The organism is Actinoalloteichus sp. GBA129-24, assembly GCF_001941645.1.
Classification (GTDB): domain Bacteria; phylum Actinomycetota; class Actinomycetes; order Mycobacteriales; family Pseudonocardiaceae; genus Actinoalloteichus_A; species Actinoalloteichus_A fjordicus.
Genome location: NZ_CP016077.1, coordinates 809,207 through 830,526, shown reverse-complemented (window position 1 = coordinate 830,526; position 21,320 = coordinate 809,207). Strand labels below are relative to the sequence as shown.

Sequence of the window (21,320 nt, the reverse complement as noted above, 5' to 3'; positions counted from 1 at the left end):
GCGTGGAGGCCGACCCCCTCACGCGGTGCGCAGCTGCTGCTTCATCGGCACCAACCACGTCGTCGCGTGGCGCACCACCAAGGATGCTGGTGCCCCCGGTCGGACTCGAACCGACACTGGGACCCTTTTAAGGGGCCTGCCTCTGCCTATTGGGCTACGGGGGCAGCGCGGAGCATGGAGTCGCCTTCGCTGAGTGCCTGGCTGCTCGTCGAGAGCGTCGGTGCGCTGAACGCGGCGACCACCACTGCGGGCACGGCCCGCGTGTGACGACCGGGGGCGAGAGACGACACCCGGCCGGTGGGTCACCGAATACCGACAGCGCTACGCGTTCGACGTTGCCCGCACAGCTCAGGCACCACCTCCTCCGGCCCGACGAGACTCGACCCGCATCGCGCGGCCATGGGGCGACCATGACGACACTGATCGGGCGAAAGCGTAGTACCACTCGAAGCTGTCGAACATGGTTATGTGGAACTTCTGTGAAAACGTTTCCGGGATTACGCTCGTCGCGTACTCTCTTGCGCTCCGGTCACCGGACGCGCTCGGCGCGTCGCAGATCGTCGAAACGAGTGATGATCCACCTGTTGACGGCGTCCGAGACCCTGGTCTCACCAGCGCGGTTCTCGAACCAGCGCCAGTCGCAGCTCACGTTGACCTCGAGGAAGACATGCTCGCCGTCGACCTGTAAGAGGTCGAAGGCCGCGACGTCCAGCTTCCAGCGGGCGGCCAGCGCACGCAGGCGCCGCGCGACGACGGGGTCCAGCTCGACGGCCGTGACCGCGACGGCGTCCGGATCCTGCCAGAGCTGGGCCGGATCGATCTTGTCCACCCGGTAGGGGATCAGCTCGTCTCCGACGACGAACACGCGCAGCTCGGCATCGGCCACCAGGTACTGCTGCACGATCACCGGGGCGGGCTCGCTCAACTCGCCTGCCCGGCTGGTGTCCAGCGGACGGGGGAAGAGGCCCTGCAGCGAGCCGGGCCGGGGTTCGAGCAGGTGTCGTCCCGCGGTCTTGACGATGCACCGGGCGCCACCGGGTCGATTGCGCGCCGGGCGGGTGGTGACGACGGTCCTCGGTACGGCGAGCCCCTCGGCCTGAGCGTCGGCGAGCTGGGTCAGCCGATCGAGTCGCGCGCTGCGGCGGGGCTCGTTGACGTGGCCCCAGTCCGACCGCACGGTGAGCCAGTCGGCGACGGCGCCCCACTGGTCCAGGGTGTAGGAGCCGTAGAGCGACCGGGGGTCGATGGGCAGCGCGGTGAGATCGAAGTGGCGGCGCCACACCAGCAGCGGGCGCAGCAGCCACTGATCCAGCTCGATCAGCGGGGTGTCCGGATAGACGGTCAGCGCAAGGTCGAGACACCGATCGGCGTCGATCCGAACCATCCGGATGTCGTGCTCGGCGAGGGTGAGCGACAGCTCGTTCATCTCCATGTCGGCCGCCCTGGCGAGGACGAGCACGCAGGGCACCGGGCTGCCGTCCCCCGGCTCGACCAGACCCGCCCGATACATCCGTTCCTGGAAGTCGAGGCAGGCGCTGGGAGCGCGGTAGTGATACTCCTGGCCCTGTAACAGCAGCGGCGTGGCCAGCGGGGTCGAGACGGGCTTGATCGAGACGGCGTCGGCGGTGGCGTCGGGCGGGAGCGGCAGCGCTGCCTGCTCCCACTCGGCGTCCGCCACGTCAGTCGTCCTTCTTACGGAAGATCTTCCGCTCCCTGTCGAAGGCCTCCTGGTACTCCGCCAACGGTCCGTCCGTCACCTCGCCCCGACGGATGAGTTCAGCCAGTTCCTTGAGCGTCATGACGGTCACCCCCATCCTCGACAGCGAGAGCCGGCGACGGACCGGCAGAGATAGTTTCAGCTGCACCTTACTCAGTGTCAAGCGAGCACTAGGACACCTTCGCCTATTCGGCCCAATAGGACGAGCCGAATGCAGTAATACTCACGGAAAGTGTCAGCACTGCCGCACACAACGGGAGATCGTCCTCCATTCGTGCAGAGCTGGGCCATCAGGGTGATGAACGCGGGCGGTCACTTCGACGCCGCACGAGCAAACTCTGCCTTGGGCTCCTGGAGCTGCCCCATGGAGATGACCTCGCGCCGGAAGAGCAGCGCCAGGGTCCAGTCGATCACGATGCGCGCCTTGCGGTTGAAGGTGGGCATCCGACTGACATGGTAGGTGCGGTGCATGAACCAGGCGGGGAAACCCTTCAACTTGATCCCGTAGACGTCCGCGACGCCCTTGTACAGGCCGAGGCTGGCCACCGATCCCGCGTACTTGTGTCGATACGGTGCGGGCTGTCGGCCCCGCAGCGAGGCGACGAGGTTGTCCGCAAGCTGCTTGGCCTGCCGCACGGCGTGCTGCGCCGACGGGCTGCACGTCGCGTTGGGGTCCTGCTCGGTCTTGGACAGATCGGGCACCGCAGCACAGTCGCCCGCCGCCCACACCCCGGTCAGCCCCTCCACCCGCAGGTCTGCGGTGCAGCGGACCCGGCCGCGCTCGTCACGCGGCAGATCGGTCTCGGCGAGGACCGGATTGGCCTTCACGCCTGCCGTCCAGACGATCGTGTCGGTGGCGAAGGTGGTCCCGTCGCTGAGCCGGACGTCGCCGCCGGTCATGTCGTCGACCCTGGTGTCGAGGAAGACCTTGATCCCCCGCTCCTCCAGCCGTTCCACCGTGTAGACGCCCATCCGCGGGCTGACCTCGGGCATGACCCGGTTCGTGGCCTCGACGAGGATCCACTGTAGATCGGACGGCTTGATGGTCTTGTAGTAGCGCGTCGCGTACCGAGCCATGTCCTCCAGCTCGGCCAGCGCCTCGATGCCCGCGTAGCCGCCGCCGACGACCATGAAGGTCAGCAGCCGACGCCTGCGCTCGCCGTCCGCCATCGACGACGCGTCGTCCATCCGGGAGAGGACGTGATTGCGCAGGAAGATGGCCTCCCCCACGGTCTTGAACGAGTTGCCCTGATCGGCGAGTCCCGGAATCGGCAGCGTGCGCGCCACCGACCCGAGGGCCGCCACGAGGACGTCGTACTCCAGCTTCTCGACGTGCCCCTCGGCCATGTCCACCGTGACGGTGTGCTTGTCGTGCTCGACCTTGGCGACCCGGCCGGTGACCACGTGACACCGCTTCAGCGTGCGGCGCAGCGGCACCACCACGTGCCTCGGCTCGATCGACCCGGCGGCGGCCTCGGGGAGGAAGGGTTGATAGGTCATGTGCGGCTGCGGGTCGATCACCGTCACCGACGCCTCCGCCGCCTTCAATTTGGCCTGGAGGCGCAACGCTGTGTACATTCCGACATATCCGCCGCCCAAGATCACGATCTTGGTGGGTGAAGCCTTCTTACCAGCCATGTCAACGATGCTGCCACCAGCGAGCCGTGACGGCTTGACGTACCACCCCTAGCTGTGATTCCGCTCGCTAGGCATGTCCCTGGGCAGGTTCGGCGATCGGCGCAGCGCCAACACCCCGACGACGGCCAGACCTGCGGCGGAGACCAGCCCGGCGACCTCCAGCCAGGCGGGCAGCACCGTCGACGGCAGCGTCCACACCACCAGGACGAGCCCGGCGGCGACGAGTTGGACGACGACCACCCGCAGCAGGGCAGGCCGCAGCGCCGCCGCTCGGACGCGCGACCGCCAGGGCAGCACGGCCGTGACCGCCGCCAGCAGATGCGTCAGGTGCAGCAACGGCATCAGCGACAGGACCTCGGGGCGCAGCGGGTCACCGCCGTTGGACGTCACGCCGACCACCGCGACCACGATCAACACCGCAGGCGATGCCGAGGCGGGCAGTCCGGCCGTCAGGGCAGCCGAGATCACCAGACCCCAGGTCACCAGGGGTCCCGCCCCGTCGGATGACACCACGACGCAGACGACGGCGGCACAGGCCGCGAGCAGCAGGCGCAGGCCCCAGCCGGGGATTCCGACCCCGCCCGTCACCGGGGCGGGTTCCTGCGGGCTCATCGAGGATGCGCCGGGCGCTCGGCGGACACCGATCGGACCCGGCTCGGTGCCGGAGCCCGCGCCGACACCAGACGCCCGCCCGGCTGCGCCGGACGCGAGGCCGAGGCGGGCCTGTCGAGCCCCGGCACCACTTCCGACCTCGCTGATCTCAGCAGCCCCGCCGACCTCCTGGTTCACACCGGACCTCCCCGCGTCGTCCAGACCGTTCGAACGCCTGCTCGCCGGGCTCCCGGCCGCATCGACCGCACTCGTCTCACCGGCGACCGCCCCGACGGCGGGCACCCCGCAGCACGGCCATCGCCGAGGCACCGTCGGAGTCCCACTCGACGACCCGCACCCCGCGCTCGGCCAGGGCCCGGAGCCGCCCGGCATGTTCGAGGGACAGCACCGTCCGGACGGCCTCGCCCCACGGTGTCGAGGCGTCCGCGCTCAGCGGGGCGGGCAGCACGTCGACGCCGAAGACCAGGCCCCGGCGGACCGCCTGGCCGGTCAGCGTCACCACCGCGTCGTCCAGGAACGGGGACAGCACGATGAGCACCGCGCCCGCCGGGACCTGGCGTGGACTCAGGATCGGCTGTGCGGCCCAGCCTGCCTGCCGCGCGCTGGTCACCAGCGCACCGCGCAGTCGCAGCAGCTGACGTCGTCCCGCCGCGCACGGCACCGAGAGCTGCGGACGTCCCAGGTCGATCAGGCCGACCCGGTCGCCCTGGCGCAGGTAGGCGGCGGCCAGGGCGCTCGCCGCCCGGACCGTCGCGTCGAGGCTCCCCGTCGTGGACCGGGCGGCGGAATGGGCCATCCACTCGCCCATCTCCGCACCGACGTCGACCCGCGTGTCCACGGCCAGCACGACCTCGGCGTCGGCCTCGGCGTGGCGCTCCCGCACATGCCAGCCTGCGGCGCCCCTGGTGTCGTCGAAGGCGCCGCTGCGCGCCGACACCCGCCAGTCGATCCGCCGCAGCCGGTCGCCCGCGCGGAACGGACGGATGTCGCGGAGTTCGGTGCCGTCGCCCGGCTGCGCCGATCGGTGCACGCCCACCAGCCCCGCCGCTCTCGGCGGCAACGGGCCTGCAGGCAGGGCGACGATGGGCGGCAGCACGATGCGACGAACCTCGATGCCGGTGACCGGCCCGTAGACGATCACCGCGTCCGGCCCGGCGAACAGGTGGTCGGGCCGCATCTCCACCGCCTCGCCCCACCGACGTCGAGGAAGTTCCACCCGCCACGGGCCGCCGTCGCCGGGCAGCACGTGGACGGTCTCCCCCGCCTCGGCGGACAGCGCGCGCAGCTTCTCGGCCGCCGCCGCGAGTCGGCCCCGCACGCCAGGCTCGGCCGCAGGCTGCGCCGGACGCGGCCTGCGGCCCGCCGTGGGCAGCCGGACGGCCGCCCACTCGGCGCCGCAGGCCGCCTCGATCCGCGCGGTCGCCGTCTCCGACTCGGCGACCCGAGGCGGCGGAGTCACCCGTAGCGTCGGATGCTCGTCCGGCGATCGAGCGACGGTCAGTGCGAGCAGCGTGGACAACAGCAGCGGGGCGCCGAGGATCACCGGTTCCAACCGATGCAGCAGCACTCCGACGCAGATCAGCCCGGTGCCGACCACCAGCCCTCGATACAGCGTGTCGGTGGGCTGCCAGCGGCTGCCGGTTCGTCGGCCCAGTCCCGCACGCAGCCGGGCGAGCCGCGCCGTGTCCCCCGACGCCGTGCTCACGATCTGTTCGCCCGCAGCCTGCCGGTGGCCGGACCGGCCACCTTCCCGAGCAGCTCGGTCACCACCTCGACGCCGGTCACGCCGGTCGTCCAAGTCTCGGGTCGCAGGGTCAGCCGGTGGGCCAGCGCAGGCACCGCACATTCCTTGACGTCCTCCGGCAGCACGAAGGACCGTCCGTCGAGCACGGCGAGGGCCCGCCCGACCAGCACCAGGGCCAGGGCGCCGCGCGGGGAGGCACCGACCTCGACGGCCGGATGCGACCGGGTGGCCGAGGCCAGGTCGACGCAGTACCGCACCACGTCGGGGTCGACGTCGACGGTCTCGATCCCCGCCTGAAGCGCGGTGAACTCCCCGGCGTCGATGACCGGGGACAGCGAGGTCTCCTCGCGTCGCCGGGCCAGTCTGCGGCGCAACACCTCCGCCTCCTCATCCGCCGCGGGATAGCCGATGTCCAACCGCAGGAGGAAGCGGTCGAGCTGCGCCTCCGGCAGCGGGTAGGTGCCCTCGTACTCCACGGGATTCGCCGTGGCCAACACGTGAAACGGCCTGGCGAGCCGCATCGTGGTGCCCTCGATGGTGACCTGCCGCTCCTGCATCGCCTCCAGCAGCACCGACTGGGTCTTGGGCGGCGTCCGGTTGATCTCGTCGGCCAGCAGCAGCCCGGTGAAGATCGGACCCGGCCGGAAGGCGAACTCCCGGCTGGTGGGGTCGTAGAGGTAGGAGCCGGTGACGTCGGCAGGCAGCAGGTCGGGGGTGCACTGGAGGCGGCGGAAGTCCAGGCCGAGCGACTGGGCGAGGCTGCTCGCCAGCAGCGTCTTGCCCAGGCCGGGCACGTCCTCCAGCAGGACGTGCCCGCCCGCGAGCAGGGCCGCCATGGTGAGTCGCAGACTCCGGCCCGCGCCGACGACGACGGACTCCACCGAGGCGGACACCTCCGCGACGACGGCGGCGATGGCGGGCACGTCCGGCGGCTCCGGGATCTCGGTCACCTCTGGCATCTGTCCTCTCCTGCTTCGCGGAACTGGTTTCTCAGCCGCGGTCGTCGGTCGCGCCTGCCCGCACGGCGTGGCCACGACGCCGGGCCCGCGCGGTGTTCGGCCACCACGTCGTGCCCTCGCCCTCGGCACGGCGGCCCCCGGCTCTCCCGGCCGTCCGTCGGCGATCCTCGTCCAGCTCGGCGAGCAGCTCGGTCAGCACCCGAGGCGGGGGAAGCGGGGCGGCGGGGTCGGTGAGCAGGCGATGCAGCCGGGGATCGAGGGCGGCGATCGCCCTCGGGTCGTCGAGATCGGTCACGCCCGCCGTCTCCCGACGTCCCCGCAGCGCGGTGAGCACCACCGCGCGCAGCCGGGGCTGGAGTCTCGTGCGAAAGCGGCGCTGATCGGCCGAGGCCTCCGCGAACCGGCCTGCCAGGGTGGCGGCCTGCACGAACCGAGGAGAGTCCTCATCGGAGTGCGCGGGCTGCCACACCGCCTCGGCGGTCCGCCCGACCCGCAGGCTCAGCAGCAGCCAGCACAGCGGCGGCAACGCGACCGCGACGGCCCAGCCGACGGGGATGCCCGCGATCATCACCAGCAGAACCGTCGCCGCCGCCAGGATCAGCAGGCCTGCCGCCAGGGTCACTCTCGGGCTCACGGGCGACCCCCGCCGAGATGCGCAGGCTTCGGATCGGCGTCGTCCAGCGCCGCCGCCAGTGCGGCCAGCGCCGCGCGAGCCCTGGCGACGTCCTCGTCCGAGGTCCGATACGCCGGGTCGAATCGAGCGCGGTGGTAGAGCGTCCGCAGTTCGGCGACCGGCTCGGCGGGCAGCGCACGAGCCGAGACCAGCTCGGCGGCGAACTCGGTGGGCGTCTGCGGGGCCAGCCGTCGGGTCCCCGCCTCGGCGGCCGTCTGCTCGAAGACCCGCCAGGCCTCGATCACGCGATCGCCCGGCGAGCCCGCGGCCGGTGCGTCCAGGACACGCAGCGCCGCGTGGGCACCGGTCGCCGACGCAGCCCCGGCGGCGGGCGACACGTCGTCGCCCTCCGCCTGCCGACGCGCACCGCGGCCCCGAAGTCTCCGTTCGGGCAGGCGGAAGGCGAGCAGGATGCCGACGAGACCGACGATCACCAGGGCGAGGATCACCAACAGGAACAGACCGAAGCCAGCACCGATCCACTCGTTCGGCTCCGGGCGCGGCGAGACCTCGTCGGCGTTCGGCCGCGCGGAGGCCGGTGCCGGGGTGGTCGTCGCCGCCGTCACGAGCCCGCCGCCGCTGTGCGGAATCCCGCTGCGGCCCCGTGCCGCCGCCATGGCCACCAGTACGAGGATGACGGCCGAGATCAGCAGGACTAGGCGAGCTCGGATCAGGACTCCGATCGTCGAACGGATCTCGTCACTCTATCGCCCGACCACGGACTTCTCCGGCATGATCGGCGGCACGGCCGCAGGCGGGACGACCCGAGCGGCAGCACGAAGACCTCGAAGGGGGCAGTGGTGAGCCCAGCGTTGCCGGGTGATCCGGAATACCTGCGCGGCCCGCGCATTCTTCGCGTCATCGCGGGCTGCGAGTGCGGCGCCGGGCTCGTCACCCTGCTCATCGGGTGGTGGCTGGGCTCGACGCTCACGGCGATCATCGGCGGCGGACTCGCGGTCAGCTCGATCGCGATCGTCTTCCTCTCGACGCAGCTGCGCCGTCCGCATGACGCCTACCTCGCCGAGCACCCCGACCCCGATCCGCCCGTACTCCGGGCGGCCACCGGCAACGAGGAGATCGCGGACTGGTCCGCGCTCGGCGCGGCCGGGCAGGAGCGGCTGCTGCCGCTGGCGGCCGAGGCGTTGGACGGGGTGGGGCTGGAGCCCGCGCTCCGGCCGGACGCGACCGTCGTGGACACCAGGCTGGGTACGGTCGGTCTCGGCGCGCTGGTCGCCGACGTCCGGCATCGTCCGCCCGCCGACTGGCCGGAATCGGCTCGACGGTGGGCTCGCCGGGTCGAGGCGGCCCGCACGCCGCCGTCCGTCGACTGACGCGTCGGCCTCGCGCGGGGCCGACGCGGGGGTCATCGAGGCGAGCCGCCTGCCTCGTGGCCGGGAGTACGAGCAGCGGGACGAGATCGGTCGCGACGAGATCGGGACTCGGCGCGGCAGGCAGCGGTCTCGACCTGGCGGCGTCCCCGTCACCGCCGTCGGCGATCACCGCCGTCCCCTGAGCTCGCCGCGCCGTCGGCCGAACCCGGCGGCCCTCGCCCCAGGCTCCGAAGCCGATCTACCGGGCCGTCGTCGGCAGTCCGGCGGCCTGTCCCGCCGCCGCGAGCACCGTCCGCAGCATCGCCGGGGTCAGCCTGCCGGTGAAGGTGTTCTGCTGGCTGACATGGAAACAGCCGAAGACCGTGAGGTCGGGCCCGTCGTCCCGGGCGGGCAGGACGACGCGCACGCCGTGGCCGAACTTCGGGCGAGGCACCGGCACCCGCCAGCCCGTGGCAGCCAGGATCGGGACCACGGCCTGCCAGGCGAAGCCGCCCAGCGCCACGACGACGCGCAGGGTCGGCCGCAGCAGCTCCAGCTCTCGGCGCAGCCACGACCCGCATCGATCACGTTCCTCCGGCGTCGGCCTGTTGTCGGGCGGTGCGCAGTGCACCGGGGCGGTGATCCGGGTGCCGATCAACCGCAGGTCGTCGTCGCGGGCCGTGGAGACCGGCGCGGAGGCGAGTCCGACCTCGTGCATGGCGGCGTAGAGGACGTCACCAGCACGGTCGCCGGTGAACATCCGTCCGGTGCGATTGCCGCCGTGGGCGGCCGGGGCGAGGCCCACGATCGCCAGCGACGCGTCGTCGACCCCGAAGCCCGGCACCGGCCTGCCCCAGTAGGTCTGGTCTGCGTAGGCCCGACGTCGATCCCGCGCCACCTGTTCTCGCCAGGCCACCAGGCGCGGGCAGGCATCGCACCGCACCACCAGCTCGTCCAGCTCCGCGCGGCTGGTCACGCCGGGTGCGAGTCTGCCGGGTCGCATTCGACTCATCCCGGCATCATCGCGGGTCCGCCGGGGTGTCGGCAGTGCGTCCAACGTCCTCGGGGTTTCGTCAGACGGCGGCCCGCTCTCCCCTCGTCCGCCACAGGGCCGCCCCCAGCAGCACTCCCCACCCGAGGAACCACGGGTCCCAGAGCAGGCCGTGCCAGGCGAGCGCCGTCCGATCGACCTCCGGGCCTGCGGGAATCACTCCGCCGAGGACCAGCAGGGCGGCCCCGGTGAAGACCGCGCCGTAGAGCGTGAGCACCGTGCAGGCGACCCAGCTGAGCAGACGTCCCACACGCCGCAGCAGTCCCGGCAGCTCGACGTACAGCAGGACCAGGGGTGCCACGGCGACGCCGATCTTGATCAGCGCGGCCGCCCAGACGAGGAGGGCGAGGAAGGCGCTGTTCGCCTCGGTGGGAACCGCCGCACCGCCTGCGACGGTGTCCAGCAGCCACGTGCCACCCAGCCCCCAGTAGACGCTGAAGGCCGCATGCCCGAGACCCGTCACGGCAGCGGCCCAGGACAACGGCCTCGATCCCGGTCGATCATTCCGCGAGCCTCGTCCGGACTCCCACATGGCGCGACTCCTCCCAGCGCAGACCTCCGAGAGCCCGACCTGCCGATACGAGCGAGGAGGTCCCCACTCGCCTCCCGGAGATCATCCGCTGGCCGAGCCCGGACATTACCCTTTGGCTTGCTAACCATTGCTCCGTAGGCTGCCGCCATGGCGAAGAAGGAGACAGCCCACGACGTCGAGGCAGGCCCAGAGGCAACGGCCTCGACCCCCGCCGAGCCCACCGACGACCTGGTCACCACCAGCCACACGCTCGCCGTGGACGGCACCGAGCTGGCCTACACCGCGACGGCAGGCCGGATCGTGCTGCGCGAAGAGGTGCACACCGACGGGAAGTTCGACGGCCACCAGGCCAAGGCGGAGGTGTTCGTCACGGCGTACACCCTCGACGGCGAGCAGCCCGCCGACCGGCCGATCACCTTCGCGTTCAACGGCGGTCCCGGCTCCTCCAGCGTGTGGCTCCACCTGGGCGTCCTCGGCCCGAAGAAGGTCGTCATGGGCGACGCGGGCGAGCTGGCGCCCCCGCCCTACGGCCTGGCCGACAACCCGGAGTCGCTGCTGGCGCACAGCGACCTGGTGTTCATCGACCCGGTGTCCACCGGTTTCTCCCGCGCGATCAAGGGCGGCAAGCCCAGCGAATACCACGGCTTCCAGGGCGACCTGGAGGCCGTCGCCGAGGTGATCCGCCTGTGGACCACCCGCAACAAGCGCTGGATGTCGCCGAAGTACCTGGCGGGCGAGTCCTACGGCACGCTGCGGGCCGCCGCGCTCGCCGATCACCTCCAGTCCCGCTACGGCATGTACCTCAACGGGCTGCTGCTGATCTCCACGGTCCTGGACATGGGCACCATCCGCTTCCAGCCGGGCAACGACCAGCCCTACCCGCTGTTCCTGCCCACCTATGCGGCCATCGCGCACTACCACGGCCTGCACGGCGACCGCCCCCTGTCCGAGGTCGTCGCCGAGGCCGAGGACTACGCCGAGCGCGACTACCCGTGGGCCCTGGCCAGAGGCGCCCGGCTCAGCGAGGAGGAGCGGGCGGAGGCGGTCCGACGGATCGCAGGCCTCACCGGGCTGAGCGAGGACTACGTGGACCGGGTGAACCTGCGGATCGAGCATGTCCGGTTCTTCACGGAGCTGCTGCGACACCGACGTCAGGTGGTGGGCAGGCTCGACGGCCGGTTCGTCGGCTGGGAGCCGGACTCCGGCGGCGAGCTGTTCAGCGCCGACCCGAGCATGAACGCGATCGTGGGCCCGTACGGCGCGGCGCTGAACCACTACCTGCGCGCCGATCTCGGCTACGAGAACGACCTGCCCTACGAGATCCTCACCCGCCGGGTCCAGCCCTGGTCGTACTCGGATTTCGAGGGCTCGTTCGTCACCGTGGCACCCCGGCTCTCCGCCGCGATGCGCACCAACCCGCACCTGCGGGTGCACGTCGCGAACGGTTATCACGACGGGGCGACGCCGTACTTCGCCGCCGAACACGTCTTCGCGCACCTGGAGATCCCGGCCGAGCTGCAGGACAACATCGAGTTCCGCTACTACGAGGCGGGCCACATGATGTACGTCCACGAGCCGAGTCGGATCGCGCAGTCCGCCGACCTCGCGGAGTTCGTCACGCGCTGACCGCGCTGCACCCGACGGACCGCCGACCCGGACCTGGCTGGTCCGGGTCGGCCCGGCCTGCGTCGGGCGTCCGTACGGCACCACCGGCCCGGCGTCTCGGGCGCGGCTCCCCGGCGCGGGCGGCGCGGCGCGTCAGGAGACACTGTCACGGACGTGAACCGACGAGGGAGGAGCCCGCGATGGCTCGGGTCGCTGCGATCGACTGCGGTACCAACTCGATCCGACTGCTGATCGCGGACGTGACGCGGAGCGAGACAGGCCGCACGATGCTGCGAGACGTGCGCCGTGAGATGCGCATCGTCCGACTCGGCCAGGGTGTCGACGCGACCGGCCGACTCGCACCGGAGGCCGTCGAGCGGACCAGGGTGGCGCTGGCCGAGTACGCCGAGTGGATTCGCGACTCCGGCGTCGACCGGGTGCGGATGACGGCCACCTCGGCGACCCGCGACGCCGCCAATCGGGAGGACTTCTTCTCGATGGTGCGCGAGACCCTCGGAGTGGACGCCGAGGTGATCTCCGGCGACGAGGAGGCCCGGCTGTCCTTCGTCGGAGCGGTCGGCGATCTGGCCGCCGAGCAGGGGCCGTTCGTGGTGGCCGACGTCGGCGGCGGCTCGACCGAGCTGGTCTACGGGACCTGGGACGGCGTCCGCGCCGACGTCATCGCCGCGCGATCGGTCGACGTCGGCTGTGTGCGACTCACCGAGCGGTGTCTGCACTCCGATCCGCCTGCCGAATCAGAGGTCGCCGAGGCGCGTCGAGTCGCCGCCGCGACGCTGGCCGAGGCCTTCGACAGCGTCGACGTCCGGGACGCCCGCACCTGGGTCGGCGTCGCGGGCACGGTGACGACGCTGTCCGCGATAGCCCAGGATCTCGACGAGTACGACCCGGCGCGCATTCACCTCTCCGAGCTGTCCGCCGCGCAGATCGAGCGGACCACCACCGACCTCGTGTCGGCCACCCATGACGAACGCGCCGCCGTGCCCTCGATGCATCCGGGCCGCGTCGACGTCATCGCGGGCGGGGCGATCGTGGTGGCGACCCTGGCCGAGGAGATCGCCGCGCGTTCCGGCGTCGACCGCCTGACCGTGAGCGAGCACGACATCCTCGACGGCATCGCCCTGTCCATCGCCGAGGGCTGAGCACGGGCTCGAGGCTCGGCGCTCACGTCACCGAGCCTTGCTGAAGGCTCGGTGACGGCTGGGACCGGGCCTGCGAACGCCGTCGGGCAGGTCTCGCCGCCGCCGTCGCACCGGGAACGGGCGCCGCCGTCGCGGTGCCGGGCCGGGGCTCGGACGAAGGCTGCCGTCTCCCGGACCGTCGTGGCGTCGGCGCGGCCTCGCGGGCGCGCCACCCGGGCTCGACCGGGCGCCTCGCACCGGCGTCGGGTGACGACGGGACGAACGGCGGCAGGCACACACGGGCGGACAGGCGCAGGGCGCTGCCGGGCCCGCCAGGCGACACGGCCGAGCCGCTCCGGCCCTGAAATGCACCGCTCGGCCGCGTGCCGCCTGCGTCGGTGCCCGGCCCGGCGCCGTCGGAGCCGGTGTCGGCTCCGACGGTCACAGCGCTACCCGGCGGATCGTCAGCCGCGCTCCGAACGGGACATGGTCTTGCGGAACGCCGAGGACACCGTGCCCGCGACGGACCCCTGGGGGGCCGAGTCCGAGCCGGGCTCGGACGGCGGCTCGGTGGGCTCGGTGGGCTCGCACTCCGCAGGCGGTTCCGTCGACTCCTCGGTGCTCGACTCCGCCGAGTCGGTGCCCTCGGACTCGCCGGGCTCCTCCGGGTCGCACGGCACGCACGGGTCACCCGGCGCGGGCGGCTCGGTGGTCTCGGCGGAGTCCTCGGGGTTCTCCGGGCTCTCGGGGTCCTCCGGATCAGTGACCGGCGGCTCACACGGCTCGGTCGGGTCCGGCGGGTCAGTCGGGTCCGGCGGGTCAGTCGGGTCCGGCGGGTCCGTGGGCTCGGTCGGGTCCGTGGGGTCCGTCGGCTCGGGCGGCTCGGGCGTCCACGGCGGCTGTGGCGAGGTGGTCGTCGGCGGCCGAGGCTCGTCGGACGAGGACGGCGGCGGCTCCGGCGACGAGGGCGGCCGAGGCGGGTTCGGGGGCTCGGGCGGGTTCGGCGGCGCGGGCGGCTGGTTCGGCGCGTCCGGTCCGTTCTGCGGCGGGTTGGGGTTCGAGTTCGATCCCCCGTCCGATCCGCCCGAGGGCGGCGTGACGTTCTCCAGCGGGTTCACGCCGTCGGCATAGGCCCGTGCCCAGTAGAGGACGTTGCCCACATACACGTCCGACCGGTTGTAGCGGAAGATCGCCGTGCGCAGCTGAGCGGGGTCGCGGAGGTTCAGGCCGCCGGAGCACAGGTACCGACCTGCGGCCAGCGACGCGTCGAACACGTTGTGCGGGTCGGACACCCCGTCGCCGTTGCCGTCGGAGGCGTAGCCCGCCCAGGTGGAGGGGATGAACTGCATCGGCCCCACCGCGCGATCCCATACGGTGTCGCCGTCGAGCCTGCCGCCGTCGGTGTCGCGGATGGCTGCGACGCCGGGGCCGCCGTTGAGCTGGAGTCCGATGATCGGCGACAGCGTCGTGCCTTCGGCGTCCACCATCCCGTGCCGTGCGTGATTGGACTCGATCCGGCCGATCCCGGCCAGCAGCGACCACTCGATGCCGCAGCCGGGCATCGTCTCGGCGAGGGTGTCCTCGGCCGCGAGGTAGGCCTCCAGGACGACGCCGGGGATGCCTCGCGCGTTCGCGCCGGGCCCGATCACCGAGCTGTCGTCGTCGTCACGCGATCCCGGTCCGGAGGAAGCCTGGCTGTACTCCGGGCTGATCTGAGTGCCGCCCGGGAGACGGCCGCCGACCCCGTAACCGCCGCCGTCGTCGTCGCGGTGGCGTAACAGGTTGATCAGACTGTCCGTATCGGACAGTGCGAGTTCCGCGACGTCACTGTCCTGCCGGGGGAACACCGGCGAGGACTCGACGGCGCCGAGCGTCGCAGGCAACAACATCACGGCGAACAGGACGGCCGCCGAGGCGACCTTGCGACTCGACCTCCGCTGCGATCGCCACCAGGTGCGGGTCGAGTCGTCGTAAGCCTGCTGCGCCGGGATTGTCACCAGGACTGCACCTTCCTCGCGCGCCGAGCCGATCACCGAAGACACCGAGTATTTCAGCTCACCGGGCCGAGGTTCTCAACCTTCGGCGGAAGAACCGGCCTACCGGAGGCGAACATCCGCCCCGATGGACGAAAGTGGCACCGCCCTGTCCACCGGCCCCGTGCTCCTGCTCGGACGAACCCATCTCACCGCCGGAATCGTCTGCTCCCGGTGAAGCGCACACACAGTGAAGCACGGGCTCGGTGCAGCACGATCACCGTGAAACGATGATCACAGTGGAGCAACGCCCACGATGCAGCCGTGATCAGGGTGCGGCGGAGTCCCGGCCGTCGGCAGGCCCGGCGCAGTCGCCTGCGGGCCACGATTCGGCCAGCCGGTCCAGTACCTCGTCGCCGAACGGATTCACGCCCGGACCCACGGCGAGCCGGTGAGCCAGGTGCACGTGCAGGCACTTGACCCGCGTCGGCATCCCGCCCGCGCTCACCTCGGTGCCCAACGGCTCGATCGCGTCGCGCTGTGCCAGATAGGACTCGTGCGCCCGCTGATATGCGGCGGCCAGCTCCGGGTCCGCATCGAGGCGCTCGGTCATCTCCCGCATCAACCCCGAGGTCTCCAGGGTGCTGGCGAGGCCGGTGAGTCGCGGACAGGTCAGGTAGTAGAGCGTCGGGAACGGGCTGCCGTCCTCGAGGCGAGGGCTGGTCAGCACAACCGCCGGATGCCCGCTGGGGCAGCGGGCGGCCACCGACAGCAGCCCACGCGGCGACCTGCCGAGCTGAGCGGCGACGGCGGCACGATCGCCGTCCGTGGCCCGCGTCGCGCCCGGCACCGATGATCCGACGCTCATTCCTCGCCTCCCGTGATGGAACGCCACAGCCTGGCGAACCAGGGGGCGTCCTGTTGCTCCGGTTGTTGATCGGCGGAGTCCGCCGCCTGTTCTCGCTGTTCGGCGGGGAGCTGCACGATGTACGGCGTCTCGCCGGGCCGGACGTATCGCAGCCGCCGCCGTGCCTCCGCCTCGATGTGTGCGGGATCGGAGAGCTGGTCGCGTCGCTGCTCCAGCTCCCCGCGTTCCTGCTCCAGCCTGCCGCGCAGCTCCGCCGCCTCGGTCATCTCGGCCTGCTGGGTGAAGTAGGTGCGCAGCGGCACCGCAACGCTCAGCGCCAGCGCGCACACCACCAGCGCGAGGATCGCCGCGCGCCGGGTCGAGGCGAGCCCGAAGGCGCCGCCGGTGCCGGTACGCCTGCTCACGCGGCGGCGGACCCGGCGGCGCAGGGTGCTGGCGATGTTCACCTGTCTGTTCCTGGTGGTGCGCCGGGCGCGATCGGCCGACCGAGCGGGAGGGGACTCGCCTCGCCCACGCGGTCGGTCCCGCTCGCGCCTGGCCATGCCTCAGGCTCCCGGAGTGAAGCGGGGGAAGGCAAGTTCTCCGGCGTACCGCGCGGCGTCGCCCAACGCCTCTTCGATCCGCAGGAGCTGGTTGTACTTGGCGACCCGCTCGCTGCGGGCGGGGGCGCCGGTCTTGATCTGGCCGCTGCCGACGGCCACCGCGAGGTCGGCGATGGTGGTGTCCTCGGTCTCGCCGGACCGGTGGCTCATCATCGTCTTGAACCCGTTGGAGTGAGCCAGACCCACCGCGTCGAGCGTCTCGGTGAGCGTGCCGATCTGGTTCACCTTGACCAGCATCGCGTTGGCCGCGCTCTCGTCGATGCCGCGCGCCAGGCGCTCCGGGTTGGTGACGAAGAGGTCGTCGCCGAGGATCTGCACCTTGTCGCCGATCTGGGCGGTCAGGTGGGTCCAGCCCTCCCAGTCGTCCTCGGACAGCGGGTCCTCGATCGACACCAGCGGGTAGGCGGCGACCAGCTCGGCGTAGTAGCTCGACAGCTCCTCGGCGGAGAGCGTGCGCTTCTCGAAGGTGTAAGAGCCCTCGGAGTACAGCTCGGTGGCGGCGACGTCCAGGGCGAGGACGACGTCCCGGCCCGGCCGGTAGCCCGCCTTCTCGATCGCCGTGGTGATCAGGTCCAGCGCCTCGCGGTTGCTGCCGAGGTCAGGGGCGAACCCGCCCTCGTCACCGAGTCCGGTGGCCAGCTGCTTGCTCTTGAGCACCGACTTCAGCGAGTGGTAGACCTCCGCGCCCCAGCGCAGCGCCTCACGGAAGGACTCCGCGCCGATCGGCGCGATCATGAACTCCTGGATGTCCACGTCGTTGTCGGCGTGGGCACCGCCGTTGACGATGTTGAACATCGGCACCGGAAGCAGGTGCGCGTTCGGGCCGCCGACGTAGCGGAACAGCTCCAGACCGCTGGAGTCCGCCGCCGCCTTGGCCACCGCCAGCGAGACGCCGAGCGTGGCGTTGGCGCCGAGCCGCGACTTGGCGGGGGTGCCGTCCAGGTCGATGAGCTTCTGGTCGACGATCCGCTGCTCCATGGCCTCGATGCCGGTCAGCTCCGGGCCGATCTCGTCGAGCACCGCCGTGACGGCCTTCTCGACGCCCTTGCCGTTGTACCGGTCCTTGTCGCCGTCGCGGAGCTCGACCGCCTCGTGCTCTCCGGTGGAGGCGCCGGAGGGCACCGCCGCACGGGCCACCGTGCCGTCGTCCAGTGCGACCTCGACCTCGACGGTGGGGTTGCCGCGCGAGTCGAGGATCTCTCGGGCGCCGACCTGTTCGATGACTGCCACCTGTGCTCCTCACCCTGAGTGAAACTGATCGGCGTCGAGCCTAGCCCGCGAGTGGACCGGCCCTGCCGAAGGCAGGCGTCTCCCCCGTCACAGCGCCCCTTCGGCGCAGGTCCGGGCCGGGTGATCGATCAAGTGTGCCCGCTGGTCGGCAGGCCCGCCGCGCCGACCGCCGACACGCCGTCGAACGGGCGGCGGTCGGGGTCGGCGCGGCGGGCCGCCGTCGGTCCCCGTCGTACCCGTGTCGGCTCGGTGACGGGTGCGCCTAGCCCCGTGCGGGCGGCGGCAGACCACTCCGGGTGACCAGCGGGCCGGCCCAGGCCAGCCGGATGGCGGAGGTGGAACAGCTTCGTGCCGCGTAGCGTTGAGTCGACCATGAGTAGCGAGGACATCTTCGACGCCTTCCGCCGGGCCGAGGCGCTGCTCGCCGATCGGCGCCCGTTGGAGGCGCTGCGCGCGCTGCGTCCCGTGCTGGCCGAGAACCCTGCCGCCCACAGCGTCCAGCTTCTCGCAGGCCGGGCCTACCTGCACACCGCCCAGTTCCGCCGGGCGGAGGAGGCCTTCACCACCGCGATCGAGCTCGATCCCGCCGATCACTACGCCCGCCTCGCCCTCGGCCGCACCCTGCAACGGCAGGGCAGACTCACCGAGGCACTGGCGCAGATCCGGATGGCGGCCGTGATGAACCCGACGCCGGAGTATCAGGACGCCCTGGGCGAGGTCAGCGCCAGAGTGGCCCTCCAGGACCGCTGAGCGCCAGGTCGGCGGGCACGCTCCTCGACGGCGGTCGACAGGCCGCCTGCACTGGAGCGGATCCTGCCTCACCGCACGACACACCGAGTCGAGACGCCGCCGAGTCACCCCCGCCGCGTGCGGGGGTGGCAGCGGCGGTGCGGCGCTGTCAGCAGGCCGTTTCGTAGGAAGAGGGCCGGTTCGGCCAGGGGCTTATGAGTCCCTTGACGGCCAGAGCCCCTCGTCGTACGAACGAAGAGGTGATCAACGACGAAGGGCGGTCAGCCGCCGTGAGCCGCCCGAGTGTGGGTTGCCGATGCCTTCGCCGTGCTCGACGGCATCACCATCCTGGGGCCGTCCCTACGGGCGCGGGGCCGATGCGCTCGCCAGGTTCGCGCAGTTGATCGGCCAGGAGCCGCCCTCGCATGCGCGGGGCCGATGCACCATCGTCGGCCCGTTCGCCTCCCCGCTGGAGCCATCCCCGCATGCGCGGGGCCGATACTTCCTGACCTGCATGTTCCTGTGCCGTGACGGCCAGTATCGACCACGTGCTCCAGGTCACGACTCCCGGCCGGATCGCCGAGAGGGCGACCGGAGCACGCCCGTCACGGCTCCTCGGGGACGTAGCCCGCGTAGGTCTCGGCCAGGCCGAAGACCCGCTGGCCGTAGTCCACCGAGTTGTTGTAGGAGAACACCGCCGACCACCAGCCCGGCCCACTGGTCAGGTCGCGATCCGCGGCACAGAGGTAGGTGGCCGCCGAGAGCGCGGCGTCGTCGAGCCGCTGCGGGTCGGCGACGCCGTCCCCGTCGGCATCGCGGCCGAACAGCTCCCAGGTCTCGGGCAGGAACTGCATCGGACCCATCGCGCGGTCCCAGACGTCGTCGCCGTCCAGCTCGCCGCCGTCGGTGTCGGGAATCGCCAGCACGCCGGGCGAGCCGTCCAGCGGCACCCCGTAGATCGGGATGCTCGGTCGGCTGTCATTGCCGAGTTCGGCGCCTGCGAACCGGCCGTGGTCGGACTCGACTCGGCCGATCCCGATCAGCATCGTCCAGGAGATGCCGCACGCGGGCTGCTCCGCCCGGAGGCGGGACTCGGCGTTCGCATAGGCCCGCAGCGCCAGGGGCGGGGCGTCGACGACCGTGGCCATCTCCCGGGCCCACACGTCCAACGGGTCCGTCGACGCCCGCATGGCGACATCACTGTCGGAGAGGCCCAACTCGACCGCCTCGGGATCGGCCGTCTCCGGGGGAGAGTCGCCCGGTCCGTCGCCGCCTGCGCCGATCGCCTCGAGATCGGGGGCGGGCATCAGGGCGGGCGGCGGCGCGGCCACGTCCGGCTCGACGGGCGCCGGGTCCACCGGAACCCTGGGGGGCGGTTCCACCGGACGCTGTTCCTGACCGAGCTCGGGTTCGGGTTCGGGTTCGCGGGCGACTCGCTCGCCGATGGACCAGAGAGCGACCGCGAAGAAGCCCCCGACGATGACGAGGACGAACAGCCCACTGACCAGGACCGCCCATCTCAATGGATGAGACAGCAGCCCGTTCTCCCTGAGCGACGACCTGAAGTCGGACACGAGGCAAGGCTACGTCGCGACCGATATGTCCGAATCTCGACGCGAGCAGATCCAGGCGTGACAACAGGCGGCACCGCACCCGAGCGCGACGCAATCGTGACTCAGGACACATGACCGTTCGGTGGCATTCCCGACATGATCGGTTACGGAAAGCCACCGCCCACGCCTGACCCGACCGGCCCCGACGAGAGACGGCGACACGAAGTCGTCCGCGCCGAGCCGAAGCCGACCGGAGTCGCCCCCGCAGGCACGGGGAGCACACCAGCCACAGGAGCATCGCGGCCCGGAGAGGACGCGATCACGCGCGTGGGCGCGACCGGCCGCCCCCACCGCCTGCGACGTCACGACTCCGCCTGCTCCTCGGGGCGGTAACCCGCGTAGGTCTCGGCCAGGCCGAAGACCCGCCTGCCGTAGTCGACGGAGTTGTTGTAGGTGAGCACCGCCGCCCACCAGCCCGTTCCGGTCGTCAGGTCGCGCTGGGCCGAGCAGAGGTAGGTGGCCGCCGAGAGCGCGGCGTCGTCGATGTTCTGCGGGTCGGCGACGCCGTCCCCGTCGGCATCCCGGCCCACCAGCTCCCAGGTGGTGGGCAGGAACTGCATCGGGCCCATCGCGCGATCCCAGACGTCGTCGCCGTCCATCGCGCCGCCGTCGGTGTCGGGGATCGCCATCACGCCGGGTGAGCCGTCCAGCGGCACGCCGTAGATCGGGATGGTCGGTCGGCCGTCCTCGCCCAGCTGGGAACCGCCGAACCGACCGTGATCGGACTCGACCCGGCCGATCCCGACCAGCGTGGTCCAGGAGATTCCGCACTCGGGCTGTTCGACCCGCAGTCGGGCCTCGGCGTTGGCATAGGCCCGCAGCGCACGCGGCGGAGCGTCGACGACCGTGGCCATGTCGCGGGCCCAGGCGCCCAACGGGTCCCGCTCTTCCAGCGAGGGTTCCGTACCGTCCTGCGCACTCTCGGGATCGCCTGCCTCGGGCTCGGCCGGTTCCGCCGCCTGCGGCGTCTCGGCGGCGTCGGCAGCCGCCTCGATCGCCGCGAGATCGGGCGCGGGCACCACGGCGGGCGGCGGCGCCGACTCGCTGGGCTCGACGGGCGCAGGCGTCACCGGCACTCTGGGCGGGCCTGCCACGCCGGGATTCAGGTCGAGATCGACGTTGAATCGGTCGCTGCTGACGAACCATAAGCCGAGGGCGACGAAGCCCCCGACGAAGCCGAGAACCAGCAGACCACCGATCAGGCCGGGCCATCTGGACCGACGAGGGGGCGGCCGCTGCTCTCTGATCTGCGACCAGATGTCGGGCACGTGCTCAGGCTACGTGGCCGGGAGATGTCCGATTTCCCGCCCGGCCGAAAACAGGCA

20 protein-coding genes and 1 tRNA gene are annotated in these 21,320 nt (G+C 71.8%); 4 read left to right on the top strand and 17 right to left on the bottom strand.

The genetic code is table 11. The annotated features are described in order from the left end of the window. Positions 1-87 precede the first annotated feature (87 nt). The 9 genes from UA75_RS03910 to UA75_RS03875 form a co-directional block, all read right to left on the bottom strand. Positions 88-164, bottom strand: a tRNA-Leu gene (locus UA75_RS03910). 365 nt (positions 165-529) lie between these two features. After that, positions 530-1,678 carry an ATP-grasp domain-containing protein gene (locus UA75_RS03905; RefSeq protein WP_232237619.1) on the bottom strand — a complete coding sequence of 383 codons (1,149 nt, stop codon included), beginning with the start codon at positions 1,676-1,678 and terminating at the stop codon, positions 530-532. Between the two features lies 1 nt (position 1,679). Beyond that, positions 1,680-1,808 (bottom strand): hypothetical protein, encoded by a 129-nt coding sequence (locus UA75_RS34875; RefSeq protein WP_257787498.1) that lies wholly within the window; start codon positions 1,806-1,808, stop codon positions 1,680-1,682. A 221-nt stretch (positions 1,809-2,029) separates the two neighbouring features. Continuing rightward, positions 2,030-3,355 carry an NAD(P)/FAD-dependent oxidoreductase gene (locus tag UA75_RS03900; RefSeq protein ID WP_075738965.1) on the bottom strand — a complete coding sequence of 442 codons (1,326 nt, stop codon included), beginning with the start codon at positions 3,353-3,355 and terminating at the stop codon, positions 2,030-2,032. 48 nt (positions 3,356-3,403) lie between these two features. Then, positions 3,404-4,144, bottom strand: coding sequence for a hypothetical protein (locus tag UA75_RS03895; RefSeq protein WP_157433978.1), 741 nt, complete (start codon positions 4,142-4,144; stop codon positions 3,404-3,406). Between the two features lie 76 nt (positions 4,145-4,220). After that, positions 4,221-5,672, bottom strand: a complete 1,452-nt coding sequence (locus UA75_RS03890; RefSeq protein WP_083682898.1) for a DUF58 domain-containing protein — start codon at positions 5,670-5,672, stop codon at positions 4,221-4,223. Then, a complete protein-coding gene (locus UA75_RS03885) occupies positions 5,669-6,670 on the bottom strand; it encodes an AAA family ATPase (RefSeq protein WP_075738961.1) in 1,002 nt (333 codons plus the stop codon). Before UA75_RS03885 ends, UA75_RS03890 begins: the two co-directional genes overlap by 4 nt. A 31-nt stretch (positions 6,671-6,701) precedes the next feature. Further along, positions 6,702-7,304, bottom strand: coding sequence for a hypothetical protein (locus UA75_RS03880; protein ID WP_075738959.1), 603 nt, complete (start codon positions 7,302-7,304; stop codon positions 6,702-6,704). After that, positions 7,301-7,960 (bottom strand): DUF4129 domain-containing protein, encoded by a 660-nt coding sequence (locus UA75_RS03875; protein WP_075738957.1) that lies wholly within the window; start codon positions 7,958-7,960, stop codon positions 7,301-7,303. The genes UA75_RS03880 and UA75_RS03875 overlap by 4 nt, the downstream gene beginning before the upstream one ends. A gap of 183 nt (positions 7,961-8,143) precedes the next feature. Here UA75_RS03875 and UA75_RS03870 point away from each other — a divergent pair, with 183 nt between their 5' ends. Continuing rightward, positions 8,144-8,674: a hypothetical protein gene (locus UA75_RS03870; RefSeq protein ID WP_157433976.1), complete on the top strand. Its 531-nt coding sequence runs from the start codon at positions 8,144-8,146 to the stop codon at positions 8,672-8,674. A 238-nt stretch (positions 8,675-8,912) separates the two neighbouring features. Here the strand turns inward: UA75_RS03870 and UA75_RS03865 are convergent, their stop codons facing one another. Together UA75_RS03865 and UA75_RS03860 are read right to left on the bottom strand one after the other, a co-directional pair. Then, positions 8,913-9,665: a uracil-DNA glycosylase gene (locus UA75_RS03865; RefSeq protein WP_075738953.1), complete on the bottom strand. Its 753-nt coding sequence runs from the start codon at positions 9,663-9,665 to the stop codon at positions 8,913-8,915. 61 nt (positions 9,666-9,726) lie between these two features. Next, positions 9,727-10,236 carry a DUF3995 domain-containing protein gene (locus UA75_RS03860; RefSeq protein WP_083682897.1) on the bottom strand — a complete coding sequence of 170 codons (510 nt, stop codon included), beginning with the start codon at positions 10,234-10,236 and terminating at the stop codon, positions 9,727-9,729. A 147-nt stretch (positions 10,237-10,383) separates the two neighbouring features. Here UA75_RS03860 and UA75_RS03855 point away from each other — a divergent pair, with 147 nt between their 5' ends. Both UA75_RS03855 and UA75_RS03850 read left to right on the top strand, forming a co-directional pair. Next, positions 10,384-11,862, top strand: a complete 1,479-nt coding sequence (locus tag UA75_RS03855) for a S10 family peptidase (RefSeq protein WP_075738949.1) — start codon at positions 10,384-10,386, stop codon at positions 11,860-11,862. A gap of 179 nt (positions 11,863-12,041) precedes the next feature. Beyond that, complete coding sequence (locus UA75_RS03850; protein ID WP_075738947.1) at positions 12,042-13,001, top strand: Ppx/GppA phosphatase family protein; 960 nt, start codon at positions 12,042-12,044, stop codon at positions 12,999-13,001. 443 nt (positions 13,002-13,444) lie between these two features. On the opposite strand, the gene UA75_RS03845 is transcribed toward UA75_RS03850, so the two are convergent. From UA75_RS03845 to eno, 4 genes are all read right to left on the bottom strand, one after another. Continuing rightward, a complete protein-coding gene (locus UA75_RS03845; RefSeq protein WP_232251156.1) occupies positions 13,445-14,977 on the bottom strand; it encodes a lytic transglycosylase domain-containing protein in 1,533 nt (510 codons plus the stop codon). Positions 14,978-15,281: 304 nt separating this feature from the next. Further along, positions 15,282-15,821 carry a DUF501 domain-containing protein gene (locus UA75_RS03840; protein ID WP_075738943.1) on the bottom strand — a complete coding sequence of 180 codons (540 nt, stop codon included), beginning with the start codon at positions 15,819-15,821 and terminating at the stop codon, positions 15,282-15,284. Beyond that, on the bottom strand, positions 15,818-16,267 hold the full coding sequence (locus UA75_RS03835) for an FtsB family cell division protein (RefSeq protein ID WP_232237617.1): 450 nt from the start codon (positions 16,265-16,267) through the stop codon (positions 15,818-15,820). The genes UA75_RS03840 and UA75_RS03835 overlap by 4 nt, the downstream gene beginning before the upstream one ends. Positions 16,268-16,366: 99 nt before the next feature. Next, positions 16,367-17,653: a phosphopyruvate hydratase gene (eno, locus tag UA75_RS03830; protein WP_075738939.1), complete on the bottom strand. Its 1,287-nt coding sequence runs from the start codon at positions 17,651-17,653 to the stop codon at positions 16,367-16,369. A gap of 372 nt (positions 17,654-18,025) precedes the next feature. On the opposite strand from eno, the gene UA75_RS03825 reads away from it, so the two are divergent. Continuing rightward, on the top strand, positions 18,026-18,403 hold the full coding sequence (locus UA75_RS03825) for a tetratricopeptide repeat protein (protein ID WP_075738937.1): 378 nt from the start codon (positions 18,026-18,028) through the stop codon (positions 18,401-18,403). Between the two features lie 584 nt (positions 18,404-18,987). On the opposite strand, the gene UA75_RS03820 is transcribed toward UA75_RS03825, so the two are convergent. Together UA75_RS03820 and UA75_RS34315 are read right to left on the bottom strand one after the other, a co-directional pair. Further along, a complete protein-coding gene (locus UA75_RS03820; protein ID WP_232251155.1) occupies positions 18,988-19,956 on the bottom strand; it encodes a lytic transglycosylase domain-containing protein in 969 nt (322 codons plus the stop codon). Between the two features lie 341 nt (positions 19,957-20,297). Further along, entirely contained in the window at positions 20,298-21,263 is a 966-nt protein-coding gene (locus tag UA75_RS34315) for a lytic transglycosylase domain-containing protein (RefSeq protein WP_232237616.1), read from the bottom strand. Positions 21,264-21,320 lie beyond the last annotated feature (57 nt).